This window comes from Candidatus Vesicomyosocius sp. SY067_SCS001, from assembly GCF_014706615.1.
Taxonomy (GTDB): Bacteria; Pseudomonadota; Gammaproteobacteria; order PS1; family Pseudothioglobaceae; genus Ruthia.
The window spans coordinates 347,086-371,613 of the sequence record NZ_CP054877.1; the positions used below are offsets into that span (position 1 = coordinate 347,086).

Annotated in this window: 20 protein-coding genes; 9 read left to right on the plus strand and 11 right to left on the minus strand. The window is 31.7% G+C overall.

From position 1 onward, the window contains the following. Window position 1: 1 nt before the first annotated feature. From dinG to rlmE, 3 genes are read right to left on the minus strand one after another with little or no spacing between them, the layout of a single operon-like run. Window positions 2-2,062 (minus strand): ATP-dependent DNA helicase DinG, encoded by a 2,061-nt coding sequence (gene dinG, locus HUW60_RS01705; RefSeq protein WP_190600719.1) that lies wholly within the window; start codon window positions 2,060-2,062, stop codon window positions 2-4. Between the two features lie 4 nt (window positions 2,063-2,066). Continuing rightward, the gene (locus tag HUW60_RS01710; RefSeq protein WP_190600862.1) at window positions 2,067-3,038 is read right to left on the minus strand and encodes a polyprenyl synthetase family protein; all 972 of its coding nucleotides are present in this window, start codon (window positions 3,036-3,038) and stop codon (window positions 2,067-2,069) included. A gap of 50 nt (window positions 3,039-3,088) precedes the next feature. Continuing rightward, window positions 3,089-3,721 (minus strand): 23S rRNA (uridine(2552)-2'-O)-methyltransferase RlmE, encoded by a 633-nt coding sequence (rlmE, locus tag HUW60_RS01715; RefSeq protein WP_190600720.1) that lies wholly within the window; start codon window positions 3,719-3,721, stop codon window positions 3,089-3,091. A 69-nt stretch (window positions 3,722-3,790) separates the two neighbouring features. On the opposite strand from rlmE, the gene typA reads away from it, so the two are divergent. Together typA and HUW60_RS01725 are read left to right on the plus strand one after the other, a co-directional pair. Continuing rightward, the gene (gene typA / locus HUW60_RS01720) at window positions 3,791-5,593 is read left to right on the plus strand and encodes a translational GTPase TypA (protein WP_190600721.1); all 1,803 of its coding nucleotides are present in this window, start codon (window positions 3,791-3,793) and stop codon (window positions 5,591-5,593) included. Window positions 5,594-5,680: 87 nt separating this feature from the next. Beyond that, window positions 5,681-8,725, plus strand: a complete 3,045-nt coding sequence (locus HUW60_RS01725; protein WP_190600722.1) for an efflux RND transporter permease subunit — start codon at window positions 5,681-5,683, stop codon at window positions 8,723-8,725. Between the two features lie 322 nt (window positions 8,726-9,047). On the opposite strand, the gene HUW60_RS01730 is transcribed toward HUW60_RS01725, so the two are convergent. The 4 genes from HUW60_RS01730 to leuC form a co-directional block, all read right to left on the minus strand. Continuing rightward, window positions 9,048-11,264, minus strand: a complete 2,217-nt coding sequence (locus HUW60_RS01730; RefSeq protein ID WP_190600723.1) for a thioredoxin domain-containing protein — start codon at window positions 11,262-11,264, stop codon at window positions 9,048-9,050. A 106-nt stretch (window positions 11,265-11,370) separates the two neighbouring features. Then, the gene (gene ruvA / locus HUW60_RS01735) at window positions 11,371-11,961 is read right to left on the minus strand and encodes a Holliday junction branch migration protein RuvA (RefSeq protein ID WP_190600724.1); all 591 of its coding nucleotides are present in this window, start codon (window positions 11,959-11,961) and stop codon (window positions 11,371-11,373) included. Then, complete coding sequence (leuD, locus tag HUW60_RS01740) at window positions 11,958-12,572, minus strand: 3-isopropylmalate dehydratase small subunit (RefSeq protein ID WP_190600725.1); 615 nt, start codon at window positions 12,570-12,572, stop codon at window positions 11,958-11,960. The genes ruvA and leuD overlap by 4 nt, the downstream gene beginning before the upstream one ends. Beyond that, entirely contained in the window at window positions 12,573-13,973 is a 1,401-nt protein-coding gene (gene leuC / locus HUW60_RS01745) for a 3-isopropylmalate dehydratase large subunit (protein ID WP_190600863.1), read from the minus strand. 54 nt (window positions 13,974-14,027) lie between these two features. Between leuC and HUW60_RS01750 the strand changes: the two genes are divergently transcribed. Together HUW60_RS01750 and rnhA are read left to right on the plus strand one after the other, a co-directional pair. Continuing rightward, a complete protein-coding gene (locus HUW60_RS01750) occupies window positions 14,028-15,800 on the plus strand; it encodes an N-acetylglutaminylglutamine amidotransferase (RefSeq protein WP_190600726.1) in 1,773 nt (590 codons plus the stop codon). Next, window positions 15,793-16,236, plus strand: a complete 444-nt coding sequence (gene rnhA / locus HUW60_RS01755; protein ID WP_190600727.1) for a ribonuclease HI — start codon at window positions 15,793-15,795, stop codon at window positions 16,234-16,236. The genes HUW60_RS01750 and rnhA overlap by 8 nt, the downstream gene beginning before the upstream one ends. Window positions 16,237-16,463: 227 nt before the next feature. Here rnhA and HUW60_RS01760 read toward each other — a convergent pair whose 3' ends face one another. Next, window positions 16,464-16,895: a type II toxin-antitoxin system RatA family toxin gene (locus HUW60_RS01760; RefSeq protein WP_190600728.1), complete on the minus strand. Its 432-nt coding sequence runs from the start codon at window positions 16,893-16,895 to the stop codon at window positions 16,464-16,466. Window positions 16,896-16,909: 14 nt separating this feature from the next. Here HUW60_RS01760 and smpB point away from each other — a divergent pair, with 14 nt between their 5' ends. The 5 genes from smpB to ispG all read left to right on the plus strand — a co-directional run bounded on the left by smpB (window position 16,910) and on the right by ispG (window position 20,822). Continuing rightward, window positions 16,910-17,392, plus strand: coding sequence for an SsrA-binding protein SmpB (gene smpB / locus HUW60_RS01765; protein WP_190600729.1), 483 nt, complete (start codon window positions 16,910-16,912; stop codon window positions 17,390-17,392). 510 nt (window positions 17,393-17,902) lie between these two features. After that, window positions 17,903-18,328, plus strand: coding sequence for a nucleoside-diphosphate kinase (gene ndk, locus HUW60_RS01770; protein ID WP_190600730.1), 426 nt, complete (start codon window positions 17,903-17,905; stop codon window positions 18,326-18,328). Between the two features lie 49 nt (window positions 18,329-18,377). Then, on the plus strand, window positions 18,378-19,448 hold the full coding sequence (gene rlmN, locus HUW60_RS01775) for a dual-specificity RNA methyltransferase RlmN (RefSeq protein WP_190600731.1): 1,071 nt from the start codon (window positions 18,378-18,380) through the stop codon (window positions 19,446-19,448). After that, window positions 19,432-19,749 (plus strand): hypothetical protein, encoded by a 318-nt coding sequence (locus tag HUW60_RS01780; RefSeq protein WP_190600732.1) that lies wholly within the window; start codon window positions 19,432-19,434, stop codon window positions 19,747-19,749. The genes rlmN and HUW60_RS01780 overlap by 17 nt, the downstream gene beginning before the upstream one ends. Continuing rightward, window positions 19,746-20,822, plus strand: coding sequence for a flavodoxin-dependent (E)-4-hydroxy-3-methylbut-2-enyl-diphosphate synthase (ispG, locus tag HUW60_RS01785; protein WP_190600733.1), 1,077 nt, complete (start codon window positions 19,746-19,748; stop codon window positions 20,820-20,822). Before HUW60_RS01780 ends, ispG begins: the two co-directional genes overlap by 4 nt. Here ispG and HUW60_RS01790 read toward each other — a convergent pair. The 3 genes from HUW60_RS01790 to yegQ all read right to left on the minus strand — a co-directional run bounded on the left by HUW60_RS01790 (window position 20,809) and on the right by yegQ (window position 24,520). After that, complete coding sequence (locus HUW60_RS01790; protein ID WP_190600734.1) at window positions 20,809-21,303, minus strand: DUF2062 domain-containing protein; 495 nt, start codon at window positions 21,301-21,303, stop codon at window positions 20,809-20,811. The genes ispG and HUW60_RS01790 overlap by 14 nt on opposite strands. Then, complete coding sequence (gene dxs / locus HUW60_RS01795; RefSeq protein WP_190600735.1) at window positions 21,300-23,102, minus strand: 1-deoxy-D-xylulose-5-phosphate synthase; 1,803 nt, start codon at window positions 23,100-23,102, stop codon at window positions 21,300-21,302. The genes HUW60_RS01790 and dxs overlap by 4 nt, the downstream gene beginning before the upstream one ends. A 62-nt stretch (window positions 23,103-23,164) precedes the next feature. Continuing rightward, the gene (yegQ, locus tag HUW60_RS01800) at window positions 23,165-24,520 is read right to left on the minus strand and encodes a prephenate-dependent tRNA uridine(34) hydroxylase TrhP (protein ID WP_190600736.1); all 1,356 of its coding nucleotides are present in this window, start codon (window positions 24,518-24,520) and stop codon (window positions 23,165-23,167) included. Window positions 24,521-24,528: the final 8 nt, after the last annotated feature.

Genomic DNA, 24,528 nt, shown 5'->3' on the forward strand with positions numbered 1-24,528 from the left:
ACTACTCTATAATTATATTATAGTTTGGCAAAGAATTGAGTAGTATTTTTCCATAAAATTTAGAGATCAGACGGTTGTCAAAGATTGTTATTTTACCTACATCAGTTTCTGTTCTAATTAGGCGACCACATGCTTGAATGAGTTTAAGTGATGCATCAGGTAGAGATATTTCCATAAAATGGTTTCTATTTTGTGATTTAAGGTAGGTTGCTAGTGTTCTATCAATGGGTGAAGTAGGAACACTAAAGCGTAATTTAGTAATGATAACATGAGTAAGGTTATTGCCTTTTAAATCTATTCCTTCGTAAAAACTATCTAGTCCAAAAATAATACTTCCTTTACCCTGTTTTCGCAGGTCAATATGTTTTTTTAAAATGTTTTTTTTAGGATATTCTCCTTGTATAAATAAAGTACAATTTAGTCTTTTATTTATCAATCCTGCCACCATTTGCATTTGCTTGTTAGAGGTAAATAGTACTAGTGAACCCTCATCATTATCGATTCGTTTAAGTAGTTGCAATGTTGTTTCTTGTGTATGCTCATACACTTGAGTTGGGCTAGCTTTAAGTTTAGCAATAGTAAGATCTACTTGGTTAAACATAAAAGGCGATGGCAAACGTAAATATTGGTTTTCATTTTTTAGTAAACCTAATTGTTTATTTAAGCGTTCAAAACTACCTAATGATGTTAAAGTAGCTGAAGTAAGGATGGCACCTGAAGCTTTTGACCAAATAAAGTGATCTAGATTTTTTGAAATATCAGTTTGTGCACTATTAAGCAAGTAGTTAGTTCTTTTGTTTGTTGTGAGTATACTTTTTTCAATCCAACGTGAATTTGGTATTTTACTTGGTTCATCTATTTGCAAAAAGGATGAAAATAAAGCTATAATACTGAGTAAGTGCTGTTCGCACTGTCCAACCATATTGTTAACAGGATCACTGATATTTTTATTTATGATTGTTTTTTTTAAATAATCATTCCAAAATTCTTTTAAAAGTGTGAATTTAGTTTGAATAATATTAATGAGTGTTAGAATATTTCTACTTATTTGTTTGATAGACTCATCAATAACACCTTGGTTGAATAAATAAATGTTTTCACTAAATTTTAGTTGTTCTAATAATTGAATTAAATCTATTATATAATCATCAATTTGTTTGATGTTAATATTGGGTATATTTTGTTTGCTAATTTTACATAATTTTTCACTAACTTCTTTAGTCTGCCTAACGCTAGTTTTAATAAACTCAGTACTAGTTGTTAATGAGAAGTGTGATAATGCTTTTGAGTTTAAATGATGTGCTTCATCAAATATAAAAATTGATCTACTAACATCTGGTAATATAGTATTATTAGTACTAAGATCAGCTAAAACTAAATCATGATTAGCGACAATAACATCTGCTTTTGTAATTTTTTGTCTAGTTTTAAAGAAAGCGCAATCTTTATAAAACTCACAATTTTTTATTGTGCAAGTAAATCGGTTGCAAGCTATTTGTCGCCAAATAGAATGATTTAGTGCTGGTATTAAATCGTCAATTTCTCCATTCCATTTCTTGGTTGAATAGTTATATAGCATTTTACTAAGTTGTTCTAATTGAGACTCTCCTGGTGGCTTATCAAACAACGGCATTGATTCAAATAAATGGTTATCATTTTTATTATTTTCACATATATTGATTAAATTACGAATACAAACGTAACGTGAGCGCCCTTTGATTAAAGTATATTCAAAATCAACGCAGCAGTATTGTTGTGCTTGAGGTATGTCTCTAAAGAACAGTTGTTCTTGCAACGCAACATTGGCACTAGAGATAATTAATTTCTTTTTATTAGCTTTAGCTATAGGAATGCTACTAAGCAAGTAAGCAAATGTTTTTCCAGTTCCTGTTGGCGCTTCAACACATAAAATATTATGGATATTTTTATATTCTCCTGATAAAGTTTTAGAGATTTCAGCAATCATTTTGTTTTGTGCTTGACGTGTAATAAAACCATTCATGTTCTCTTTTAAGTTTTTAAATGACTGATTGATTTTAGTTTTTAATTCATTTGAAAGCATTGTTTTATGACTGACGTTGTAAGGAAAGATCGCACAATAAGATTAATGCATCCTTATAGTCTGAGTTAGGTATTAGATTGAGTGATTGCTTAGCAAGTTGCGCTGATTTATACGCTTGATTGCGAGTATAGTCAAAGGCTTTAACCGATTGTAAAATTTTAATCACTTGTATTATTTTAGAATTATCTGCTTGATTAATGGAGTCTTTTAGAATTTGTTTATCATTACCAGAAGTATGAGAAAGTGCGTAAATCATAGGTAATGTGGTTTTCCCTTCATTTAAATCATCACCCACTTCTTTACCTATAGTCTTCGCATCTGACTCATAATCAAGTACATCATCAATAATCTGAAAAGCATTTCCAAGATGTAAGCCGTAGTTTTTTAATGCAGTCTCTTGGGTTTTATTAACAGCTGATAATAGTCCGCCAATTTGGGTGGCCGCTTGGAATAAACATGCTGTTTTTTGTTTGATCACTGCATAGTATTCAACTTCGGTTAGTTCAGCATTTTGACAATTTAATAATTGTAATACTTCACCTTCAGCAATATTATTGGTGGTTTTAGAAAGAATACACATAATAGACATTAAATTAGGCTCAACCATTATTTCAAAAGCACGAGAATATAGAAAATCACCTACTAAGATACTAGGTGCATTACCCCATACTTCATTGACAGTATTTTTTCCTCGGCGTGTGCTAGACTCATCAACAATATCATCGTGTAGTAAAGTAGCAGTATGAATTAATTCTATCACTACCGCCATAAGGTAATGATGTTTTCCTTGATACCCAGTTGCACGTGCACAAAGTAATAAGAGTAGTGGACGTAAGCGTTTACCTCCAGCATGGATAATATAATGGCTCATTTGATTAATCAAAGCAACATTTGAACTTAAACGATTAATGAGTATTTCGTCTGTTTTTTGTAAATCTAATTTTATAAGGGATTGAATATCACTTAAATTTTTCATAGTAGTTATTTTACACATGCGTAGTTATGGATTATTGGCAAAACCAATACTTACATAAACTTAACTGGCTTTAATTTATTTGCAAGCAAGTACACTTCTTTAGATCTTGCCCTTGAAGCTTTTGGCTTGTGAATAGTGACATAAGAGAAAGAAGCCCTGCAAGATTTAACAAATCTATCAAATCCATCTCCTTGAAAAACTTTGACAAAAAAATAACCTGAAGGTGTTAAGATTTTAATTGCTATGTCTAATGCTAGTTCACATAAGTACATAGATTTAGGAATGTCAACCGATGGTTGACCACTCATATTTGGCGCTATATCGCTTAAGACAACATTAACTTTTTGTTTCATAGTAAGACTTAAAAGTGCTTCATAAACACTATTTTTAGTGAAATCACCTTTTAAAAAATCAATTCCATCAATGGGTTTGATGTTCAATATATCGTTGGCAATAACTTGGCCAGATTTACCTACCGCTTTTATTGCCATTTGACTCCAGCTGCCAGGAGCAGCACCAAGGTCAATTACCTTATTTCCTGGTTTGATAAATTTCTCTTTATTAATTACCTCTATAAGCTTATAAACAGCACGAGAACGATAGCCCTCTTTTTTTGCATTTTTAACAAATTTATCGTTTATATGCTCTCTCATCCAACGTCTTGAACTGCCTTTCTTTAACATATTAATAATTCCTAATATTGAAGAGTATTTTACGAGATAATAATATCTTTTTACAGTAACCTACTACACATGAATACTAAATTAAGGAATATTGCTATTATTGCTCATGTTGACCATGGTAAGACAACTTTGGTTGATAAATTGCTTGAACAATCTCAAACATTTGACTCTCGTTTTGAGTCAAGCGATCGAATGATGGATTCAAATGATCTTGAAAAAGAACGTGGCATTACTATATCTAGTAAAAATACTGCAATTAAATGGTATGATTATCATATTAATATTGTAGATACACCGGGTCATGCTGATTTTGGTGGTGAGGTAGAACGTGTTCTGTCTATGGTTGATAGTGTACTTTTACTTGTAGATGCACAAGAAGGTCCAATGCCTCAAACACGTTTTGTGACGAGGAAAGCTTTTGAACAAGGTTTGAACCCGATTGTCGTTATTAATAAAATTGACAAAGATGCAGCACGTCCTGATTGGGTAATTGGTAAAGTATTTGATTTATTTGATCAGCTAGGAGCAACTGATAAGCAATTAGATTTTCCAATTATTTATGCCTCAGGTATTAATGGTTATGCTTCATTAGAAGATGATACGCGTTCAGGTGACATGACACCTATGTTTGAAACCATTGTGAAACAGGTTAAAGCTCCAGAAGTTGATATTGATGCGCCATTGCAAATGCAAATCACTGCTCTTGATTATTCTTCATTTGTAGGCTCTATTAGTATAGGTCGTATTACTCGTGGTACGATTAAAAAGAATATGCAAGTTGTTGTTGTGGATGTTGATGGTGGTGAGCGTAAGGCAAAAATTGCCAGTTTACAAGGATTTCTGGGATTGAATAAAATTGATACTAATTCTGCACAAGCAGGTAATATTGTATGTATTACAGGCATTAAAGACATATCAATTTCAGATACTATCTGTGACCCTGGAACGATTGAATCGTTACCTCCTTTGAATGTAGATAAACCAACTATTTCTATGGCATTTCGTGTGAATGATTCGCCATTTGCTGGACAAGATGGTAAATTTATCACCTCACGAAATATTCGTGATCGTCTAGATAAAGAGTTAATGTACAATATTTCACTTCGTGTTGAAAACACATCAGATCCATCTGAATTTATTGTTTTAGGTCGTGGTGTATTGCACTTGTCAATTTTAATTGAAACTATGCGTAGAGAGGGTTTTGAGTTAGCAGTAGGTCGTCCACAAGTTATTTTAAGAAAGATTGATGGCGTTATTTGTGAACCATTCGAAGATTTAAGTCTTGATGTAGAAATCCAACATCAAGGCACTATGATGAAAAAATTAGGCGAACGAAGGGCTAAACTAACTAATATGATGCCAGATAGTAATGGCAGAGTGAGGTTAGACTTTAATATTCCTGCACGTGGTTTGATTGGTTTTAGAACAGAATTCTTAATAGCGACGACAGGTACAGGCCTAATGAATACAACTTTTGATACTTACAAACTCCAAAAACCAGGGGAAATTGGTCAGCGTTCTAATGGTTCTTTGATCTCTATGAATCAAGGACAAGCAATTGCTTATGCTATTTTTAATTTACAGAAAAGTGGGAAATTTTTTATAGAACATAATACTGATATTTACGAAGGTATGGTGGTTGGTATCCATACACGTGATAAAGATTTAATGATTAATGTCATGAAGGGAAAGCAATTGACTAATGTACGTGCATCAGGTACTGATGAAGCTGTATCATTAACTCCTGCTATTAAACTTGATCTAGAAAAAGCACTAGAATTTATTGATGATGATGAATTAGTAGAAGTAACACCTCATAATATCCGTATTCGCAAACGTTTATTAACAGTAAGTGAACGAAAAGGTGCATGAAAAATCTAAATAAAATATAACTTTGCTTGTTTAGTGTTAGTATTAGTGCTAATAGTATACTGCTATTATCTCTTTTATTAAAGGTTTATGGACAATATTCTTATTTTTTTTGTTAAACAGAAGAAACTAGCATTGGTTTTAACGATCTCTATTATTGTGCTTGGTCTGTTTACTTTAAATAGTATTCAAAGGGATAAATTTCCAGCTGTAGATTTTGAAGTAATGACTATTGTAACCGCATATCCTAGCGCTTCTCCTGAAGATGTTGAGCAGAATGTCACCAATCTAATTGAAGACGAGTTGAGAAGTATTTCAGGAATTGATAAATTTAGTTCAATCTCTAAAGAGGGGGAATCTAGTATTGTCATAACACTTTCCCAAGATGTAGATGATATTGAGCCATTAAAACAAGAAATTAGAAATGTAGTTAATCGTATTAAGTCATTACCTGAAGAGGTTAATGGTTTCCCTTGGATAGTTGACCAGAAAAATTCACTAAAAAGTATTTTAAACATTAATATTAGTAGCGATAATCTATCCTACCAAGTATTGAGGGATATTATTGATGATATGAGTGATTCTTTAGCGTTAGTTAAAGGTGTTTCAAAAGTTATTAAAGAGGGTTATCTTGATCGTGAAATTCAAATTAAAGTTAATCCTGATAGCTTATATCAACATAATTTATCCTTGCCTCAAGTAATTAAAGCGATTAAAAATCGTAATAAACGCTACACTGTTGGTAATAATAATGATATTAATGAAAAAACCATTGTTATTTTAGCTAATTTTGATGAGGTTGAGGCTGTTAGTAATGTTATTATTAAATCAACTTTTGATGGACCTGTTATTCGTTTAAAAGATGTTGCAAAAATTACTAGTGGAAACAAGAAAGAGACTTCTATTATTCGTGTGAATGGTACCAAAGGTTTTATTCTGAGAATCCGTAAACAAGAACATGCGGATATAATTACTACGGTTGATTTAGTTAAAGACAGAGTATTGGAGTTAAAAGCTAAATATCCAACTAGCTTGAATTTTTTTTATTCATCAGATGAGTCCAAGCATGTTCGTAATAGACTTAATATTGTAACCAATAATGGTTTAATTGGTTTACTATTAGTGCTAATTATTTTGTCTTTATTTTTATCGTTTAAAACGGCTTTTTGGGTATCAATTGGTTTACCAGTATCTCTTTTAGGTACGGTATCTTTATTAGGTATAACAGGTGAGACTATTAATCTTGTTTCGCTGGCTGCAATGATTTTAATACTTGGTATTGTAGTGGATGATAGTATTGTAATAGCAGAAAGTATACATCATTATAAACAGTTAGGAAAAGACAGATATCAGTCTACTGTGCTTGGGTTTAAGCGTGTTATTGCACCTGTGATTACGACAATTTTGACCACTATTTTAGCTTTCTCTTCGATGTTTTTTATGGGAGGAACGATGGGTAAATTTATTTATGTCATTCCTTTAGTAGTTATTTTTTCTTTGACTATTTCTTTTTTAGAAGTTAGTTTGGCATTGCCAGCACATCTTGCTAATAGTGATGAGAAAAACAAAGGAAAAATATGGTTTATATGTATTGAAGATTGGTTTGAAGGTTTTTTAACAGAAGTATTGAAATGGCGTTATAGTGTTGTTTTTATTTTTAGTATTGTTCTTATAGGCTCTTTGTATTTTGCTAAAACTCATATGAAGTATGTACAATTTCCTACAGTAGGAGCAGATAGTATTGATGCAAGATTAAATATGCCCATTGGTACTTCTTTAGAACGAACAGAGTCTATTTCTAAACAAGTAGAGAAAATGATTATAGAAGTTGTGGGCGAGGATTTAGATTCATTAACCAATAATGTTGGTCATTATTTTACTAATGTAGCTAAGTTTAGTATTGAACTAGTACCTTCTAGCACAAGAGTAGAAACATCTAAATCTTTACTTGCTAAGTTAAAAGAACGTGCTAAGGATATAAAATTTTCACAAGAACTAAAGTTTTCAATAAGTAGACCAGGTCCATCACAAGGTGAAGATGTGGAAATAAATTTAGTAGGTAGTGATAATATACAACGTCAGAATGCTGCTGATGCTTTAGAGAGAATATTATTAGGTATTGATGGAATAGATAACATTGAGCGAGATGATAAATCAGGAAAAACACGTATTGAGGTTGTGATTGATTTTGAAAAAATGTCTAGATTTGATGTTGATTTTTCAGTAGTTGATGATTATTTAAAGGCAGTTTTTACAGGTACTAATGTTACTAGTGTACGTTATGGTGATAATAATGTCTATTTTAGAATTTATTTAGGTAGTGATAAACAGTCAAATAATTTTCTAACATTACTAAAAATTAACAATCGCCAAGGTCGTCCTATACCACTTAAACAATTTGTTTTATTGCAAAAAATTAAAGGAGAGCCAAACTTTAATCATTTTAACGGGCAACGTTCAGTTATGCTTAGCGGTAGTGTTGATGATGAAATAACTACTTCTGGTGAAGTTATTAGTCAAGCGCTCAAGCAGTTAGATTTAGTTAGTAAGTATCCTGCAATTCAAATGACTAGTGAAGGAGGAAATAAAGATACGAAAAAGGCAATGGATAGTTTTAAAGAGGCATTTATCATGGCAATTTTTTCTATATTTTTATTATTAATTTTATTGTTTAACTCTTATTCACAACCGATATTAGTTTTAATTGCTGTGCCTTTTTCTATTATTGGTGTTATCTGGGCCTTTTTTTTTCATGGAGAAACACTTAGCTTTTTTGCAATATTGGGCACATTGGCATTAGTAGGGGTTATTGTGAACGATTCTTTAATAATGGTTGCTCATCTGAACTATTTAAAGACAAAATTTGTATCTACCATGAGTGTTAATAAATGGGTTGTTCAAGGTGCAAAAGACCGATTGCGTGCTGTTGTGTTAACAACATTAACTACCTTAGCAGGTGTAATACCACTTGCTTACGGCATTGGTGGCACAGATTTTATTTTACAACCTATGGCGCTTTCATTGGGTTATGGTTTGTTATTTGGAACGTTGATGACACTCGTTCTATTACCTTGTTTATATTTAATTAACCATGAGTTAATTAATTGGCTAAAGAAACTTTTGGTAAATAATTAAAATTTATTTAATAAAGTGCTGTTTGATAAATATTTTACTTGTTTAATTAGCATTTTGTGTTATTTCTTTTTTAAACCGTTATGTGATTATAAAAAATAACAGTAAAGTAGCTTTACAAGCCTCAATAGGGACTAACATTAATAAAAGATTATGGGTTTAGTATAGAGGTTTAGTATCTTTTATTTATTGGATAGAAGTAGGTATTTTACTATTTTATATGGAGTACAAATAGATAAAAGAAATATCTATGATATATAATATAAATATACAAATGTTAATTTTGTTTACTATTTGGATAGTTATGTTAATAATAAAGACTATTCTAATTAGGTTGTATGGTAATAGTTTTTGGCGTTAGACATGCCTTGTTACTGCAACCTTGCAAGGTTAGTTGTAAAGTTGGTGGTCGGTATTGTTTTGTATTATTTGTAAGAGCGACTTGAATTTGTATTTTGCCTCTATAAATAGAAATTTTTTCTTTTGTAAAGTCTAAATTAATCAGTTCATCTTGTGGATAAATGACATGATTTATTGTCCAATAATCAGTATTAGTATTGATAATCTTAGTAGCAATTAAAGAATCTTGCAATGGTTTGTTAGAATTTATATGCCAAAGTGGTTGTAGTTCGAGGTTAATTAATAATTGATTATTATGAAAGCGAGAATGTATACGAATATGTCCTTTATAGATTGTTTGAATAGGATTCATTTCTTCATTTAATTGGTTATTAATACCTAATATAAATGAAGTGTAGTTACTTGGGTTTTGATTAATTTGTTTAGCAAATGAGTTTAATAATTGAGTTGCTTGTTGTTTAAAATCATCAACATGAATTCTGCTGCTTAGTTTTGTCAATACTTTATAGGCTATAGCGTTGGTAGATGGGATCGCACCATCAAAACCTTCTTTTTGGTTTGTTGTTAAATATTTTGTGTTGTGATTTATATTAAAGCCATGGTATTGTTTATCCCAAAATTTTTCATTCATTACATTAACAAGAGTAATAACTCTATCAAGCCATTTTTTGTCATTAGTTTGGTCAAATACAGATAAATAAGCATTAGATAAATAAGCATAGTCTTCGAATAGTGCTAATGTTCCAAGTTTAGAGTCAATTGATACCCTGTAAAGATGGTTATTTTTATTGAAATGAGTATGTAAGTAATTAGCTAAGTTTATTCCTAGTTTAGTGTATTTTCCTTCATTAAAAGCTTCGCCTGCTTCAAGCAAGCTTTGAACCATTAGTGCATTCCATGATAATAATATTTTGTTATCCGTAAGAGGCGAAAGTCTCTTATTTCTAATTTGGTATAATTTATCTAATAAGATATTAATTATTTTGTTGTCTTTTGGGTTAATATTATTTATATTTTTAAAACGGATAATATGACCTTTCTTAAAATCGGTATTGCTCGATAAATCAAACCATTGTTTGAATTGCTCTAACTCTTGTTGAGTAAAAATATCGTTTAATTCATCAATTGACCAAATAAAGAATACGCCTTCTTCGTTTTGTGAATCAGCGTCAGTAGCAGAGAAAAACCCGTTACTAGTATCTTGCATTTCTGTCAATGTGTAATCTAAAGTTTTTTTAGAGATGCGTTTATATAAAGGCTTCTTTGTTAATGTATAAGCATGAGTATATACGAGAGAAAGTTGTGCTTGGTTGTACAACATCTTTTCAAAGTGCGGTACAAGCCAAGAATTATCTGTTGAATAGCGATGAAAACCCCCGCCAATAACATCATATAAACCCCCGCTTGCCATTGTATCTAGTGTTGTTGTGATAGCATTTAATTTATTTTCACTAGGGTTTCGTCTTTGTTCATTGATAAGTAATAGTAGTGTAGATTCATGTGGAAATTTAGGGGCTTGTCCAAAACCACCTTTAAGCTCATCAAAGTCATTTAGGATGGCTTCAATAGACTTAATAATAATATGATCATTAACGATCTGGTTGGATGTTGCTTTTGATTGATTTAGCGTTTGACTAATTTTATTCGCTTGTTTGTTTAACTCGTTTTCTTTATTTTCCCATAAATTTTGTACTTGTGCTAATATATCTAACAGTTTATTTCTAGGAAAATAAGTACCTGCAAAAAACGCTTTACCATTAGGTAGTAAAATTGCATTGAGTGGCCAACCGCCAGAGCCATTTAATAATTGCGATACATTCATATAGGCATTATCAATATCAGGGCGAATTTCACGATCAACTTTAATGGCAATAAAATATTGATTAAGAAATGTTGCTACTTCAATATTATCAAAACTTTCTTTTTCCATTACATGACACCAATGACAAGTAGCGTAGCCAATAGAGATAAAAATAGGTTTATTTTCATGTTTTGCTTTGTCAAATGCTTCATCTGAAAACTCATACCAATTAACAGGATTATGAGCATGTTGTAATAAATAAGGTGAAGATGTTAGAATTAGATGATTAACAAATTTAGCACGCCCTTGCTTATCAAGATATTTTGTTCTGGGTGTATAATTTTTACCTTTATCAATATAATTTTGCTCTAATTCATTCATAGGATGAGCCCATGTTAGTATGGGTATAAATATCAAGGATATAAGTATTTTAGATATACTTTGATTATAGCAAGCTTGTACTTTGTGAGTGTTTATAAATTAAGGATTATTTGTTTTGTAGTGCTTGTCGAATTAATGTCTTAGTTGAAAGTGAGTTATCTTTAATAACAGATAGCATTTTTTCAGATTCTTTAGCTGTAAATCCAAGTGTTTGTAAAGCAGCTGATGCTTGCTTGATATTAGGATTTTTATTGAATTTTATATGAATATTTTTATTATTTTCACTGTTTAGTTTTAGTTTTTCTAAACGGTTTTTAAGTTCTACAATAAGTTTTTGTGCTGTTTTTATGCCAATTCCTGGGGTTTTTGCTAGTAAAGCATCATTTCCATCTATAATAACTTTTATTAGTGAATTAATGTCAAGATGAGACAAAATAGCTAATGCTACTTTAGGGCCAATACCATTTATTCTAATCAACTCTCTAAATAAGGTTTTTTCATCTTTAGTGACAAAACCGTATAAAATATGCGCGTTTTCTTTGATTAATAAGTGGGTGTATAACGAGAGTTGTTTTTTATTACCCATTGCATAAAAACTTGACATTGAGCATAAAATCTCATAGCCAATTTTATTTACTTCAAGTAATATTTCAGGTGGTTTTTTTTCTAAAATAGTGCCTGATAGTTTACCAATCATAACCAATCATACTTATTAAAATAGTGTTTTTCAAATGTTTTAATATCATTTATATATTGTAAAGTTAAACTAATATCATCGAGCCCATTGATTAGGCGTATTTTTCGTTCTATATCTATTTCAAAATGGTAAGTTTTATTGTTTACATTGATACTTTGAGTGTCAAGACTAATAGTTATTTTATCAGTTGAGGAAAATAATTCATCCATTATATTATTATTTTGTACAATAGGTAGGATGCCATTTTTAAAACAATTATTATAAAAAATATCCGCAAAACTAGGTGCAATAATTGTTTTAAAACCATAATCTTCTAATGCCCAAGGTGCATGTTCTCGACTTGATCCGCAGCCAAAATTCTTCAGTACCAATAGTATTTTTGCATCTTGATATTTTGGTTGATTTAACACAAAATCCATATTAAGAGGACGTTTAGAATTATCCATACCAATTTTACCGTGGTCTAAATAACGCCATTCATCAAATAAATTAGCACCAAAACCAGAACGTTTAATAGACTTTAAAAACTGTTTAGGAATAATCGCATCAGTATCGATATTAGCACGTTTAAGTGGTATTGCTATTGAAGTAAATGTAGTAAATTTTTGCATTTATTTAACTTCTGACAAATAACCAGCAATAGCGCTTGAAGCTGCAATAGCAGGGCTAACTAAGTGAGTAAATGAGCCTTGACCTTGACGACCTTCAAAGTTGCGATTTGAAGTACTTGCACATCTTTCACCTACTTCTAACTTATCAGCGTTCATAGCTAGACACATTGAGCAACCTGCTTCTCTCCATTCAAACCCACTATTTATAAAAATTTTATCTAACTCCTCTTCTTCGGCTTGTTTTTTAATAATTCCCGAACCAGGTACAACTAAAGCGAGTTTGATATTATTGGCAATTTTATTATCTTTTAAGATACTAGCTGCAATACGTAAATCTTCAATCCGTGAGTTAGTACATGATCCAATAAAAATTTTATCGATTTTAATATCTGATATTTTTGTATTAGCATTTAGATGCATATAATTAAGTGCATTTTTCCAGCTATTTTTTTCAGTTTGATTTTTTGCGTTAGCAGGATTTGGTACATACTCATCAGTTGCCACCACCATGTCTGGTGATGTTCCCCAAGTAACTTGTGACTTAATATCTTTTGCATCAAAACGCATTGTTTTATCAAAGTGTGCGTTTTTGTCAGAATGTAGTGTTTGCCAATATTCTACTGCTTTTCTCCATTTAATTCCTGAAGGTGCCAATGGGCGATCTTTGACATAGTTAATGGTTTTTTTATCAACAGCAACCATACCAATACGTGCACCTGCTTCAATTGCCATATTGCATAGTGTCATTCTACCTTCGATTGACATATTCTGAATGGTATTACCGCTAAATTCAATTGCAAAACCCATACCTCCTGCAGTGCCGAGTTGACCAATAATATAAAGAGCAACATCTTTTGCACTAACATGTTGATTAAGTGAGCCATTAATTTCAATATTAAAATTTTTAGATTTAGATTGCCATAAACAGTTAGTGGCTAATACATGTTCAACCTCGCTAGTGCCAATACCAAAGGCTAATGCACCAAGTGCACCATGAGTTGAGGTATGTGAATCACCACAGACAATACTCATACCTGGCAAGGTAGCACCTTGTTCAGGACCAATCACATGTACAATACCTTGACGGATGTCGTTCATAGGTATTTCATCAATACCAAAAAATTCGCAGTTTTTCCCTAAGGTTTCAATTTGTATTCTTGAAATAGGATCACTGATGCTACTAACACCTGATGAGCGATTAGTTGTTGGTACATTATGGTCAGGTACTGCTAAGTTGGTACTTTTACGCCAAAGTTTTCTGCCTGCTATTGACAACCCTTCAAATGCTTGAGGAGAAGTTACTTCGTGAATAAGATGCCTATCAATATAAATCAATGCAGTTGAAATATTTTCACGTATGACGTGTGCATCCATCAGTTTATTGTAGAGTGTTTTAGCCATTATTGATACACAATACTTGTTAAAATCACTCATTTTACTTCTTTAATAAATTTTATGTGTGGACTTTGTGGACAGTTAAGATTTGATAGTCAAGTAGTGAGTGACGATAGCCTTAAGAAAATGATGAAAAAGATGGTACATCGTGGTCCTGATTCTAATGGTTTTTGGATTGATGGTCATATTGGTTTGGGACATCAGAGACTTGCTATTATTGATTTATCTAATCACGCCTATCAGCCAATGATTGATAAGAATCTTGGTTTAGTCTTGGTTTTTAATGGCACGATTTATAATTATCAAGCTTTGCGCAAGTATTTAATTAAGCAAGATTATCGATTTTTTTCACATTCTGATACTGAAGTAATTATCAAGTCCTACCACTATTGGGGTGAGGACTGTGTTATACATTTAGATGGTATGTTTGCTTTTTGTGTTTGGGATAAGGTTCAAAACCAGTTGTTTGTTGCTCGTGATCGAATGGGTATTAAACCATTTTATTTTAATTTGACAGATAAGGCATTTAGCTTTGCTTCTAATGTTCAGGCATTGGTAACACAAGAGGTGGATAAAAGTATTAACTCTGTTGCCTTACAGCAGCAACTTTCATTACATGGGGTTGTACCAGCGCCTAATACTATTATTAATGGAGTCAATAAAATCAAACCAGCAACCACGTTAACCATTAGTGCTAAAGGTAAAGTTGTCGAAAAAACTTATTGGCATCCAAAGTCTATTCGTCTAAAAGAAGCATGTACAAATGATCAATCTATTCAGCGTACGCATGAACTTTTAAGAGATAGTGTTTTAAAACGTATGAATGCTACAGATGTACCAATTGGAGTGTTGCTTTCTGGTGGGTTAGATTCATCACTTTTAGTAGCGTTGATTAGAGAGATAGGGTATAATAACGTACGCACGTTTTCAATTGGTTTTGAAGATATTAATGGTGAAAATGGATCTGAGTTTGAATATTCTGATCAAATTGTTACTCGGTTTAAAACTCAGCATAAAAAATATATGGTTAGTAATTCACAAGTACTAACACGTCTTGGTGAAGCAGTTACAAATATGAGCGAGCCAATGGTAGCCCAAGATGCAGTGGCATTTTACTTATTATCTGAACAAGTATCCAAGCATATTAAGGTGGTTCTTTCTGGACAAGGTGCAGATGAGGTTTTTGCAGGTTATTTTTGGTATGAACGTATGAAAGCTCAGACAGGTTCTGATATTGAGCGTTTTACTAAGCATTATGTGGATAGGCCATATGAAGAATATTTGCAAACGGTTGATCTAAAATATCACAGCGGAAACCATACAGAAACTTGGCTTAATCACGAATTTACTAAGGAAAATACAGATACGTTTATGGATAAAGTCTTTCGCACTGATGTTACCCGTTTAGTAGTAGACGATCCTGTAAAAAGGGTAGATAATATGACTATGGCTTGGAGTTTAGAGGCACGCATGCCGTTTATGGATTATAAGCTTGTAGAATATGCTTTGAGTATGTCGCCAAGTTTGAAGATGTTTAATAAAGGAAAATATCCACTTAAACAAATTGCTAGGGGTTTGTTACCTAACAGTGTGATTGATCGCAAGAAAAGCTATTTTCCAATGCCAGCACTAAAATATATTCAAGGTGAATTCTTAGATTTTATGTCAGATATACTAACTTCAAGTAAATGTATTAATCGTGGTATTTTTAGTCAGATATTTATTGCTAAAGTAATCAATAAACCTCATAATTATATGACCCCACTTAATGGTTCACGTTTATGGCATTTGGCGTTATTAGAATTTTGGTTACAAATTAATATTGATGAATAGAATAGTTATTTACACAGATGGTGGTTGTCGTGGCAATCCCGGTATTGGTGGCTGGGGCGTATGGTTGAAATATGGTGATTATGATAAAAAACTTAAAGGTAGTGAAAAAAAAACCACTAACAATCGTATGGAGTTGATTGCAACTATTAAAGCATTAGAAGAGATTAAATCTTATCAAATTGGTATTGATTTATTTACAGATTCTAAATATGTAATAACTGGTATTAATGAGTGGATGAAGGCTTGGAAAGCCAAAAATTGGGAAACTTCTAAAAAAAGACCAGTTAAAAATATAGACTTATGGCAACGCTTAGATGTGTTGAACAAGAAGTACGATGTTATTTGGTATTGGGTCAAGAGTCATAGTAGCAATAAAGGCAATGACATTGTGGATGGATTGGCAAACTTAGCCATGGATAAGATTAGCTTGAGTTGAAATATTATTTCTTTTCTGAATAAAGAAATGAAAATATTTTGATTAAACTCCTTTTTATATGTATATAAAGGTATATGAAGCGGTGATTAATTTTGTTAGCAGAATTAGCATCTAAATTTTAACTTTTTAAGTATTATGTTTGACTTATAATTATTAATAGTAATATTTATTTTGAATATTAAAATTCATTCACTAGTATATCATATAGTTTGTTAAATAAACATGTTTTAACCATATATTGTTTTAGCTCTTACTATAAATGCATCTAGTTGAGAATTGGCAATTGAGGTAAAAATATGTGATATAGAAATATCTACAAGTTTTGATGAAAAACTAAATGCTAAATTTAGCTCAATCTTACAGGCAGTGCTATTTAAAGCAACAAATACCCATGATCCGTTTAGTTGTTTAAATAGTCCTTTTTTAAGTTGCATGTCAATTCTTTGATAGGGAATTAAAGTGTTTGTTGTTGTAAAAGTTTGATTAAAAGCTCCTTTGTTAATCTTAATTGAGGCTATGATTTGATTAGCAGATTGCTCTAAAATAGAAGAATCTGAACACCAATTAAGAAATTCAGGGTATTGATTAACTTGATTAATCAATTGATACATTTGTTTACAAGAATAGGAAACAATGGCATTTTTAGAAATATGATGCATGGATAAAAATAATAATGGTTAAAAAAAATAAAAAAATAAGTTTAAATACCATTGCATTTAATAAAAAAGCAAGGTATGTCTATTTTATCGAACAAACCTTGGAAGCTGGTTTAAGTTTAGAAGGTTGGGAAGTAAAAAGTTTAAGAGATTCTAAAGTTCAAATTAAGGAAAGTTATGTCATTTTAAGGAGTAATGAGGTATTTTTATATGGTGCACATATTTCACCACTGAAAAGCGTATCAACGCATGTTAATTCTAATCCTATCCGTACACGAAAATTATTACTTAATCGTTTAGAGATTAATCGTATTAAGGAGAAGATCAATCAGAAAGGTGCTACTATTGTACCGCTTAAGCTTTATTGGATTAGAGGTAGGGTGAAGTTAGAAATTGGTCTGGCTAAAGGTAAAAAATCTTATGATAAGCGTCAAGATAATAAATTAAGAGATTGGCAAAGAGATAAACAAAGGGCGCTAAAACAAATAAATTATAGGTAATAGCTTTGATTGATGATTATTTTTTCTTTGTAAATTTTTAATTTACTAAGAAAAATGTTTTTATAGTAGAGTAATAGCTAAAATTTTTATTTTTATTACCTACTATTCTTATATGATTAATATTTCTTTTAGAAATTAATTTTTTGAAGAGAAAAAATGAACAAATTAGAATTAATCGATGTAATTACGTCAGTAGTAAATTTATCTAAAGTAGACGTCTATCGATTGTGTATTAAAAGCAACAATAGATGATGCTATTACTGGCTTGATGACTAGTGTGCTTTACTGATCTTGGTAACTTTATTACTAGAAATCATACATGCTTATAAGTTGTAAATTTATTAATAGGAGTAATGGTTTAAATTAAAGAAATCAAAAGTGACTGACTTTAAAGTAAGTGATTATAAGAAAAATATTCATTGATAAACTGTAAAAAGAGTATTTTGGGGGTTCTTTCTATGTCTTAAATTTGGTAAAATTTTAACTCTATTTATGATTAGAGGAGATGTTATGGAACGTACTTTATCAATTATCAAGCCAGATGCGGTTGCAAAAAATATCATTGGTCAAATTTATTCTCGTTTTGAAGAGGCTGGTTTTAGAATTATTGCTAGTAAAATGATTCATCTTGATAATGATGAGGCAGGTGGTTTTTATGTAGTACATAAAGATCGTCAATTTTATGCTGAGCTACTTAAGTTTATGACTTCTGGTCCAATTATGGTTCAGGTTTTGGAGGGAGAAAATGTTGTTGCTAAACATCGAGAAATTATGGGTTACACTAATCCTAAAGAGGCTAATTCTGGTACTATTCGTGCAGATTTTGCTAGGTCTTTAGATGAAAATGCAGTGCATGGTTCTGACTCTTTGGAAAATGCTGTTATTGAAATCAAATATTTTTTTAGTAAAGATGATGTTTGTCCAAGAACTCGTTAGGATTAATAATACCTTCTCATGTTAAGAGAAGACCTGATATAAAAAGTGTATGAATAAACAAAATCTTTTAAGTCTTAACCAAGATGCGCTGAATGATTTCTTTGTGTGTTTAGGTGAGAAGCATTATCGAACCAAACAAATTATGCAGTGGATTTATAAAGTTCATGAGTTTGATTTTGATAAAATGTTTAATTTTAGTAAGTCTTTGAGAGAAGAATTAAATAAAATAGCTTGTATTGAATTTCCTAGGGTTGTCAAACAAAAGTTTGCCTTAGATAAAGTAATTAAATGGGTTCTAGGATTGAGTAAAGACAACTATATTGAAATGGTTTATATTCCTGAGAAAGATCGTGGTACGCTTTGTATATCTTCACAGGTTGGTTGTGCTTTGGCTTGTACTTTTTGCTCAACTGGTATGCAAGGGTTTAACAAAAATCTCACAACAGCTGAGATTATTGCCCAAGTATTGATTGCCAATAAGTATCTTAATTATAAAACCAAGCGTATTTCTAATGTTGTATTTATGGGTATGGGTGAGCCTTTGTTAAATGAGCAAGCAGTGTATAACGCTTGTGATTTATTGCTTGATGATTCGGCATTTGGTTTGTCTAGACGTAAGGTGACTATTTCTACTTCTGGTATAGTACCAGCTATATTGCGTATGAGTAAGCGAACGCCAGTGAGTTTAGCTGTTTCCTTGCATGCACCTAATAATCAATTACGAAATAAATTAGTACCTGTTAATCAAAAATATTCGATTGAAGAATTGTTAAAAGCTTGTAAAGTATATTTAAACGCTGGTACTCAGGAGCGTCATATTCTGTTTGAATATGTTATGCTTGAAGATGTGAATGACTCTACCGAACATGCTAATAAATTAGCAAAATTATTAAAGTCTATCTCAGCTAAAGTAAATTTAATTCCTTTTAACTATTTTGAAAGAACTCAATATAAATCATCAAATGCTCAGACTATTAAGAAGTTTCAAGATATTTTATACAAGCAAGGTATTCGTACTATGATGCGCCGCACTCGTGGTGAAGATATTGATGGTGCTTGTGGACAATTGGCTGGAAGAGTACTAAATAAAACCAAAAAACTTCATGCTAGAAAGAATTAATTACTATCCAAAAAAGAGTAATAAAAAGTTTAAATTAAAATGCTGGTTGTTACTTATTTTAGTTTCTAACATAGGTATTTTTTGGTATTTAAATCAAAAATACAATTTTAAAAAAGCAAAAGAAGTACCTGCTTTAATTGTTATTAACCAGGGTGAACAGGGTGAAAAAGAACAGAAAGAGGTTATAAGCAACGTTATAATCAATGATCATCTATTTCTTAATTATGATTTTAATAAAAACATTATTATTTCAAAAGAATTAGATGAAATAATTTACAATTATACTAATAAACTTCAATGAAATCAATACATACTATTCACAGAAGAGAATCTAAGCAAATATTTGTAGGTAATGTTGCTATCGGTGGTGATGCCCCTATTTCAGTACAAAGTATGACTAATACTAAAACAACTGACATCAAGGCGACACTTAAACAAATTAGTGCAATTAAAGAAGCAGGTGCAGATCTAGTGCGTGTTTCAATTCCAACTATGGAAGCAGCTCGAGCGTTTAAAGTTGTTAAACAACAAGTTACTATTCCTTTGATTGCTGACATTCATTTTGATTATAAGATTGCTTTAGAAGTTGCAAAATATGGTGCTGATTGTTTACGTATTAACCCTGGTAATATTGGTAGAGTAGATTATATTCGTGAAGTGGTAGCATCCGCTAAAGATCATAATATTCCTATTCGTATTGGCGTTAATGCGGGCTCATTAGAAAAATATTTACAAAAGAAATATACAAAGCCAACATCTGAAGCAATGGTTGAGTCTGCTTTGAAACAAATTGATATTTTAGATAAATTAAATTTTGATAATTTTAAGATTTCACTTAAGGCCAGTGAAATTTTTATGACTGTGTTTGCCTACCAACAATTATCTTCTCAAATTGATAATCCGTTACATTTAGGCATCACAGAAGCAGGATCATTATCTTTTGGTACGGTTAAGTCTTCGATTGGCTTGGGTTTATTATTGTCAAAAGGCATTGGTGATACGATTAGAGTTTCTTTAGCTTCTGATCCAGTTGATGAAGTTCGTGTTGCTTTTAATATTTTAAAATCTTTAAATTTACGTCAAAAAGGAGTTAATTTAATTGCCTGTCCATCCTGTTCTAGGCAAAAATTTGACGTAATTAAAGTGGTTAGTGAGTTGGAGTCTCGCTTTGAAGATATTATCACACCAATTGATGTGTCAGTAATTGGTTGTGTAGTTAATGGACCTGGTGAAGCAAAATCAGTGTCAGTTGGTTTAACTGGAGGTGATCCTAATCTTTTGTATCTTGATGGTAAAATTCATTCCAAAATAATCAATGAAAATTTAGTAAATGAGATTGAAGCTCAGGTTAGGAATAGTCTTAAAAACCTTTAACCCTTTTGTAAACCTTATAGCGATAAATAAATTGTATAGCGAAGTAACCAAATACTGAGCTAGTGATAGAAATAACTAAACAGCCAAGTAAGAAAGGTTGCCAAATAATATCAATTACCTGCCAAATATACTCTAATGACATAGCAAAGTCTTGTTTTATATTAACCCCTAAAAGCCACGCACCAAGTTTATAACATATATAAAAAATAGCTGGCATAGTAATAGGATTGGTAATCCAAACGAGCGTGATAGATAGCGGTAAGTTTGCACTAAATATAATTGAAATTGGAGCGGCCAATAGCATTTGAAATGGTATTGGAATAAAAGCACAAAATAGACCGATTGCAAATGCTTTAGAGATAGATCTTCTATTAAAATTCCACAAGCTTGAGTGGTACAAACGTTTACCAAGCCAACTTAAGTGTTTATGATTTTTTAATTCATCTAGATTAGGACTGTAGCGTTTCAACAGTTTTTTCATGTACGTGCAGCATTAAGAATGCCTGCTTCATTTAACCCATATAAATCATACAACTCTTGTTGTTCACCTTGTTCACTGAATTTATCTGGTAAACCTAAGATGCTTAACGATGTACTTATATTTTTTTGATGTAAAAGTTCACTAATTGCACTACCTGCACCACCCATTGTGGCATTGTCCTCAATAGAGATAAGCTTGATATGTGAATTGGCTAATTCAGTAATCAAATCTTTATCAAGTGGCTTAACAAAGCGCATATCAACTACAGTTGCATTTAGCTTCTTGCCTGCACTAAGAGCGCTTTCAACAGTTGTTCCAAAAGCAAGGATTGCTACATCAGAGCCTTTAAGTATAATTTTAGCTTTACCTAATGAAATTTGTTTATCAGTCACATAATCTTGGATATTTGATACACCTCTAGGGTAACGTATACAAATAGTTCTATTAGTTTTGAATGCAGTATTGAACATTTGATACATCTGCATTGCATTGCTTGGTGTCATAATGATTAAATTAGGGATACATCTTAAGAAACTCAAATCAAAACTACCTGCATGAGTTGCACCATCAGCACCTACCAATCCAGCTCTATCAATTGCAAAAATAACATTTAAGTTTTGTAGTGCGATATCGTGAATGAGTTGATCATAACCACGTTGCAAAAAAGTAGAGTAAATAGCTACTATTGGTTTTAAGCCTTGCGTAGCAAGCCCTCCTGCAAAAGTAATAGCGTGCTGCTCTGCAATGCCTACATCAAAATATTGTTTGGGATAATTTTTTTCAAATTCACTCATTCCAGATCCAGCGCACATAGCTGGAGTAATAGCAACTAAGTTCTTATGATTAAGTGCTGTATTATTTAGCCAAGTACCAAATACAGTGCTATAACTAGGAAAACTAGAGGCATTTGATGAGGCAGGCGTTACACCATGAAATTTACATGGATCATTTTCTGCTATTTCAAGTCCGTAACCTTTTTTAGTAATAATATGTAAGAGCCTTGGTTTTGTTTGTTTCTTTAGATTTTGTAGGGTTTGTATTAGAGTAGGCAAGTCATGTCCATCAATAGGTCCAAAATAATCAAGCCCTAACTCTTCAAATAAAGTACTAGGTAGAACCATACCTTTAAGGTGTTCTTCTGAGCGTTTAGCAAATTTATATATTTGAGGAATTTTTTCTAAAAACCCTAATGATTTTGACTTCATTGTCGAATAAACCTTACCAGAGATAAGTCTAGTAAGGTATTTATTCATGGCGCCAACATTTTTTGATATTGACATATCATTGTCATTTAGAATAATAAGTAAGTCTGCATCGCTATCACCTGCATGGTTAAGCGCTTCAAATGACATACCACCTGTTAGTGCACCATCTCCAATTACAGCAATAGACTTACCTTTGCTATTATTAATACTATTACCAATAGCAATGCCTAAAGCGGCACTAATTGAAGTTGATGAATGACCAGCACCAAAACTATCATGTTCACTTTCACTGTGTTTTGTAAAACCAGATAATCCTCCTTTTTGACGTAATGTATGCATTTTATCGAAACGACCTGTGAGTATTTTGTGGGTATAAGCCTGATGTCCAACATCAAAGACAAGGCTATCATAAGGAGTATCAAATATATAATGTATAGCAATGGTCATTTCAATTATGCCAAGGTTAGGAGCTAGGTGACCACCTGTTCTTTGGATGTTCTCAATTAAAAATGTACGTATTTTTTCAGCTAAAGACTGTAATTGTACAATATTAAGTTGTTTAATATCTGTAGGCGATGTTATTGAATTTAACACTAAAATAAAGGCTCAACTTAAAAAAGACATTATATACTTGTAATAGTAAGGTTATTTTACAACTACCAAGAAGGACGGCGAATTTTTAGAGAATGGTCTTTTTTAATGTTTTTGTTTTTAATTTTAATTCTTTCATTAAAATTTTTAGCGATAAAGCCAAGTTTTGGTTTGATTTCTTGCATCGGAATCCACACTTGATAACCACTACCTTTTGCAACATCTAACTTCTCATTATGCTCGGTTAGTATATATTCAATCGTGGTATTAAAACAGCGATCAGGTAGGATAACCTCAATAGAATTTCCTATGCTAAATTTGTTTTTAACTTTAATAAAAGCTTTTCCATCTTTATAATCTAGAATTTCCCCTACCACTTGTTGTTTGTTTGAACGTGAATAATTATCAAAATAATTTTGTAATTCTTCCGGTTGATGTCTTTGATAAAATCCATCGGTATAACCTCGATTAGCAAGGTTTTCTAGTACACCAAAGGCGTCTTTATCAAATTCACGTCCAGCAACAGCATCATCAATAGCTTGCCGATACACTTGTGTTGTACGTGCAACGTAGTAATGTGATTTAGTTCTACCCTCTATTTTAAGTGAATCAATACCCATAGTTGTGAGTGTGTGTACATGTTCAATAGCGCGTAAATCTTTGGAATTCATGATATAAGTACCGTGTTCATCCTCAAAAGTGGGCATTAATTCACCAAGTCTAGTTTGTTCTTCAAGTAATATAACTTGATTTTCAGGAGTTTTAACTTTAACTGCTTTAACATCACCATCAAAAGTTTCCTTAGCTTTTTTAACGTCATATTTCCAGCGACAAGAATTAGTACATGAACCTTGGTTTGGGTCGCGATGATTAAAATATCCTGACAATAAACAGCGGCCAGAATAGGCAATACACAATGAACCATGTACAAATACTTCCAGTTCAACGTCTGGGCATTCTTGGCGAATATCTTTTATTTCATCTAATGATAACTCTCGTGAAAGAATGATACGACTAACTCCTGTATTTTTCCAAAATTTTACTGTTGCGTAGTTAATTGAATTTGCTTGAACTGATAGATGAATAACTTGATTTGGAAATTTTTCTTTTACCATCATAATTAAACCAGGATCTGCCATAATTAAAGCGTCAGGACCAAGATTAATAATAGGTTCAATATCCTTTATATACGTTTTAATCTTGCTATTATGTGGAATGATGTTTGAGGCAACAAAGAATTTTTTATTATTTGCATGTGCTTCAAGTATGCCTTGTTCTAAGGTTTTAGTATCAAATAAGTTATTACGCACTCTAAGACTGTATCTTGGTTGTCCTGCATAGACAGCATCTGCACCATAAGCATAAGCATAGCGCATGTGGTTAAGACTACCAGCAGGGGAAAGTAATTCTGGTTTATTCATATGTTCAT

Excerpts from the sequence above, each read along its gene's own strand:
- dinG (WP_190600719.1), bottom strand. The coding sequence starts at position 2,062 with ATGCTTTCAAATGAATTAAAAACTAAAATCAATCAGTCATTTAAAAAC.
- HUW60_RS01710 (WP_190600862.1), bottom strand. The coding sequence starts at position 3,038 with ATGAAAAATTTAAGTGATATTCAATCCCTTATAAAATTAGATTTACAA.
- rlmE (WP_190600720.1), bottom strand. The coding sequence starts at position 3,721 with ATGTTAAAGAAAGGCAGTTCAAGACGTTGGATGAGAGAGCATATAAAC.
- typA (WP_190600721.1), top strand. The coding sequence starts at position 3,791 with ATGAATACTAAATTAAGGAATATTGCTATTATTGCTCATGTTGACCAT.
- HUW60_RS01725 (WP_190600722.1), top strand. The coding sequence starts at position 5,681 with ATGGACAATATTCTTATTTTTTTTGTTAAACAGAAGAAACTAGCATTG.
- HUW60_RS01730 (WP_190600723.1), bottom strand. The coding sequence starts at position 11,264 with ATGAATGAATTAGAGCAAAATTATATTGATAAAGGTAAAAATTATACA.
- ruvA (WP_190600724.1), bottom strand. The coding sequence starts at position 11,961 with ATGATTGGTAAACTATCAGGCACTATTTTAGAAAAAAAACCACCTGAA.
- leuD (WP_190600725.1), bottom strand. The coding sequence starts at position 12,572 with ATGCAAAAATTTACTACATTTACTTCAATAGCAATACCACTTAAACGT.
- leuC (WP_190600863.1), bottom strand. The coding sequence starts at position 13,973 with ATGGCTAAAACACTCTACAATAAACTGATGGATGCACACGTCATACGT.
- HUW60_RS01750 (WP_190600726.1), top strand. The coding sequence starts at position 14,028 with ATGTGTGGACTTTGTGGACAGTTAAGATTTGATAGTCAAGTAGTGAGT.
- rnhA (WP_190600727.1), top strand. The coding sequence starts at position 15,793 with ATGAATAGAATAGTTATTTACACAGATGGTGGTTGTCGTGGCAATCCC.
- HUW60_RS01760 (WP_190600728.1), bottom strand. The coding sequence starts at position 16,895 with ATGCATCATATTTCTAAAAATGCCATTGTTTCCTATTCTTGTAAACAA.
- smpB (WP_190600729.1), top strand. The coding sequence starts at position 16,910 with ATGGTTAAAAAAAATAAAAAAATAAGTTTAAATACCATTGCATTTAAT.
- ndk (WP_190600730.1), top strand. The coding sequence starts at position 17,903 with ATGGAACGTACTTTATCAATTATCAAGCCAGATGCGGTTGCAAAAAAT.
- rlmN (WP_190600731.1), top strand. The coding sequence starts at position 18,378 with ATGAATAAACAAAATCTTTTAAGTCTTAACCAAGATGCGCTGAATGAT.
- HUW60_RS01780 (WP_190600732.1), top strand. The coding sequence starts at position 19,432 with ATGCTAGAAAGAATTAATTACTATCCAAAAAAGAGTAATAAAAAGTTT.
- ispG (WP_190600733.1), top strand. The coding sequence starts at position 19,746 with ATGAAATCAATACATACTATTCACAGAAGAGAATCTAAGCAAATATTT.
- HUW60_RS01790 (WP_190600734.1), bottom strand. The coding sequence starts at position 21,303 with ATGAAAAAACTGTTGAAACGCTACAGTCCTAATCTAGATGAATTAAAA.
- yegQ (WP_190600736.1), bottom strand. The coding sequence starts at position 24,520 with ATGAATAAACCAGAATTACTTTCCCCTGCTGGTAGTCTTAACCACATG.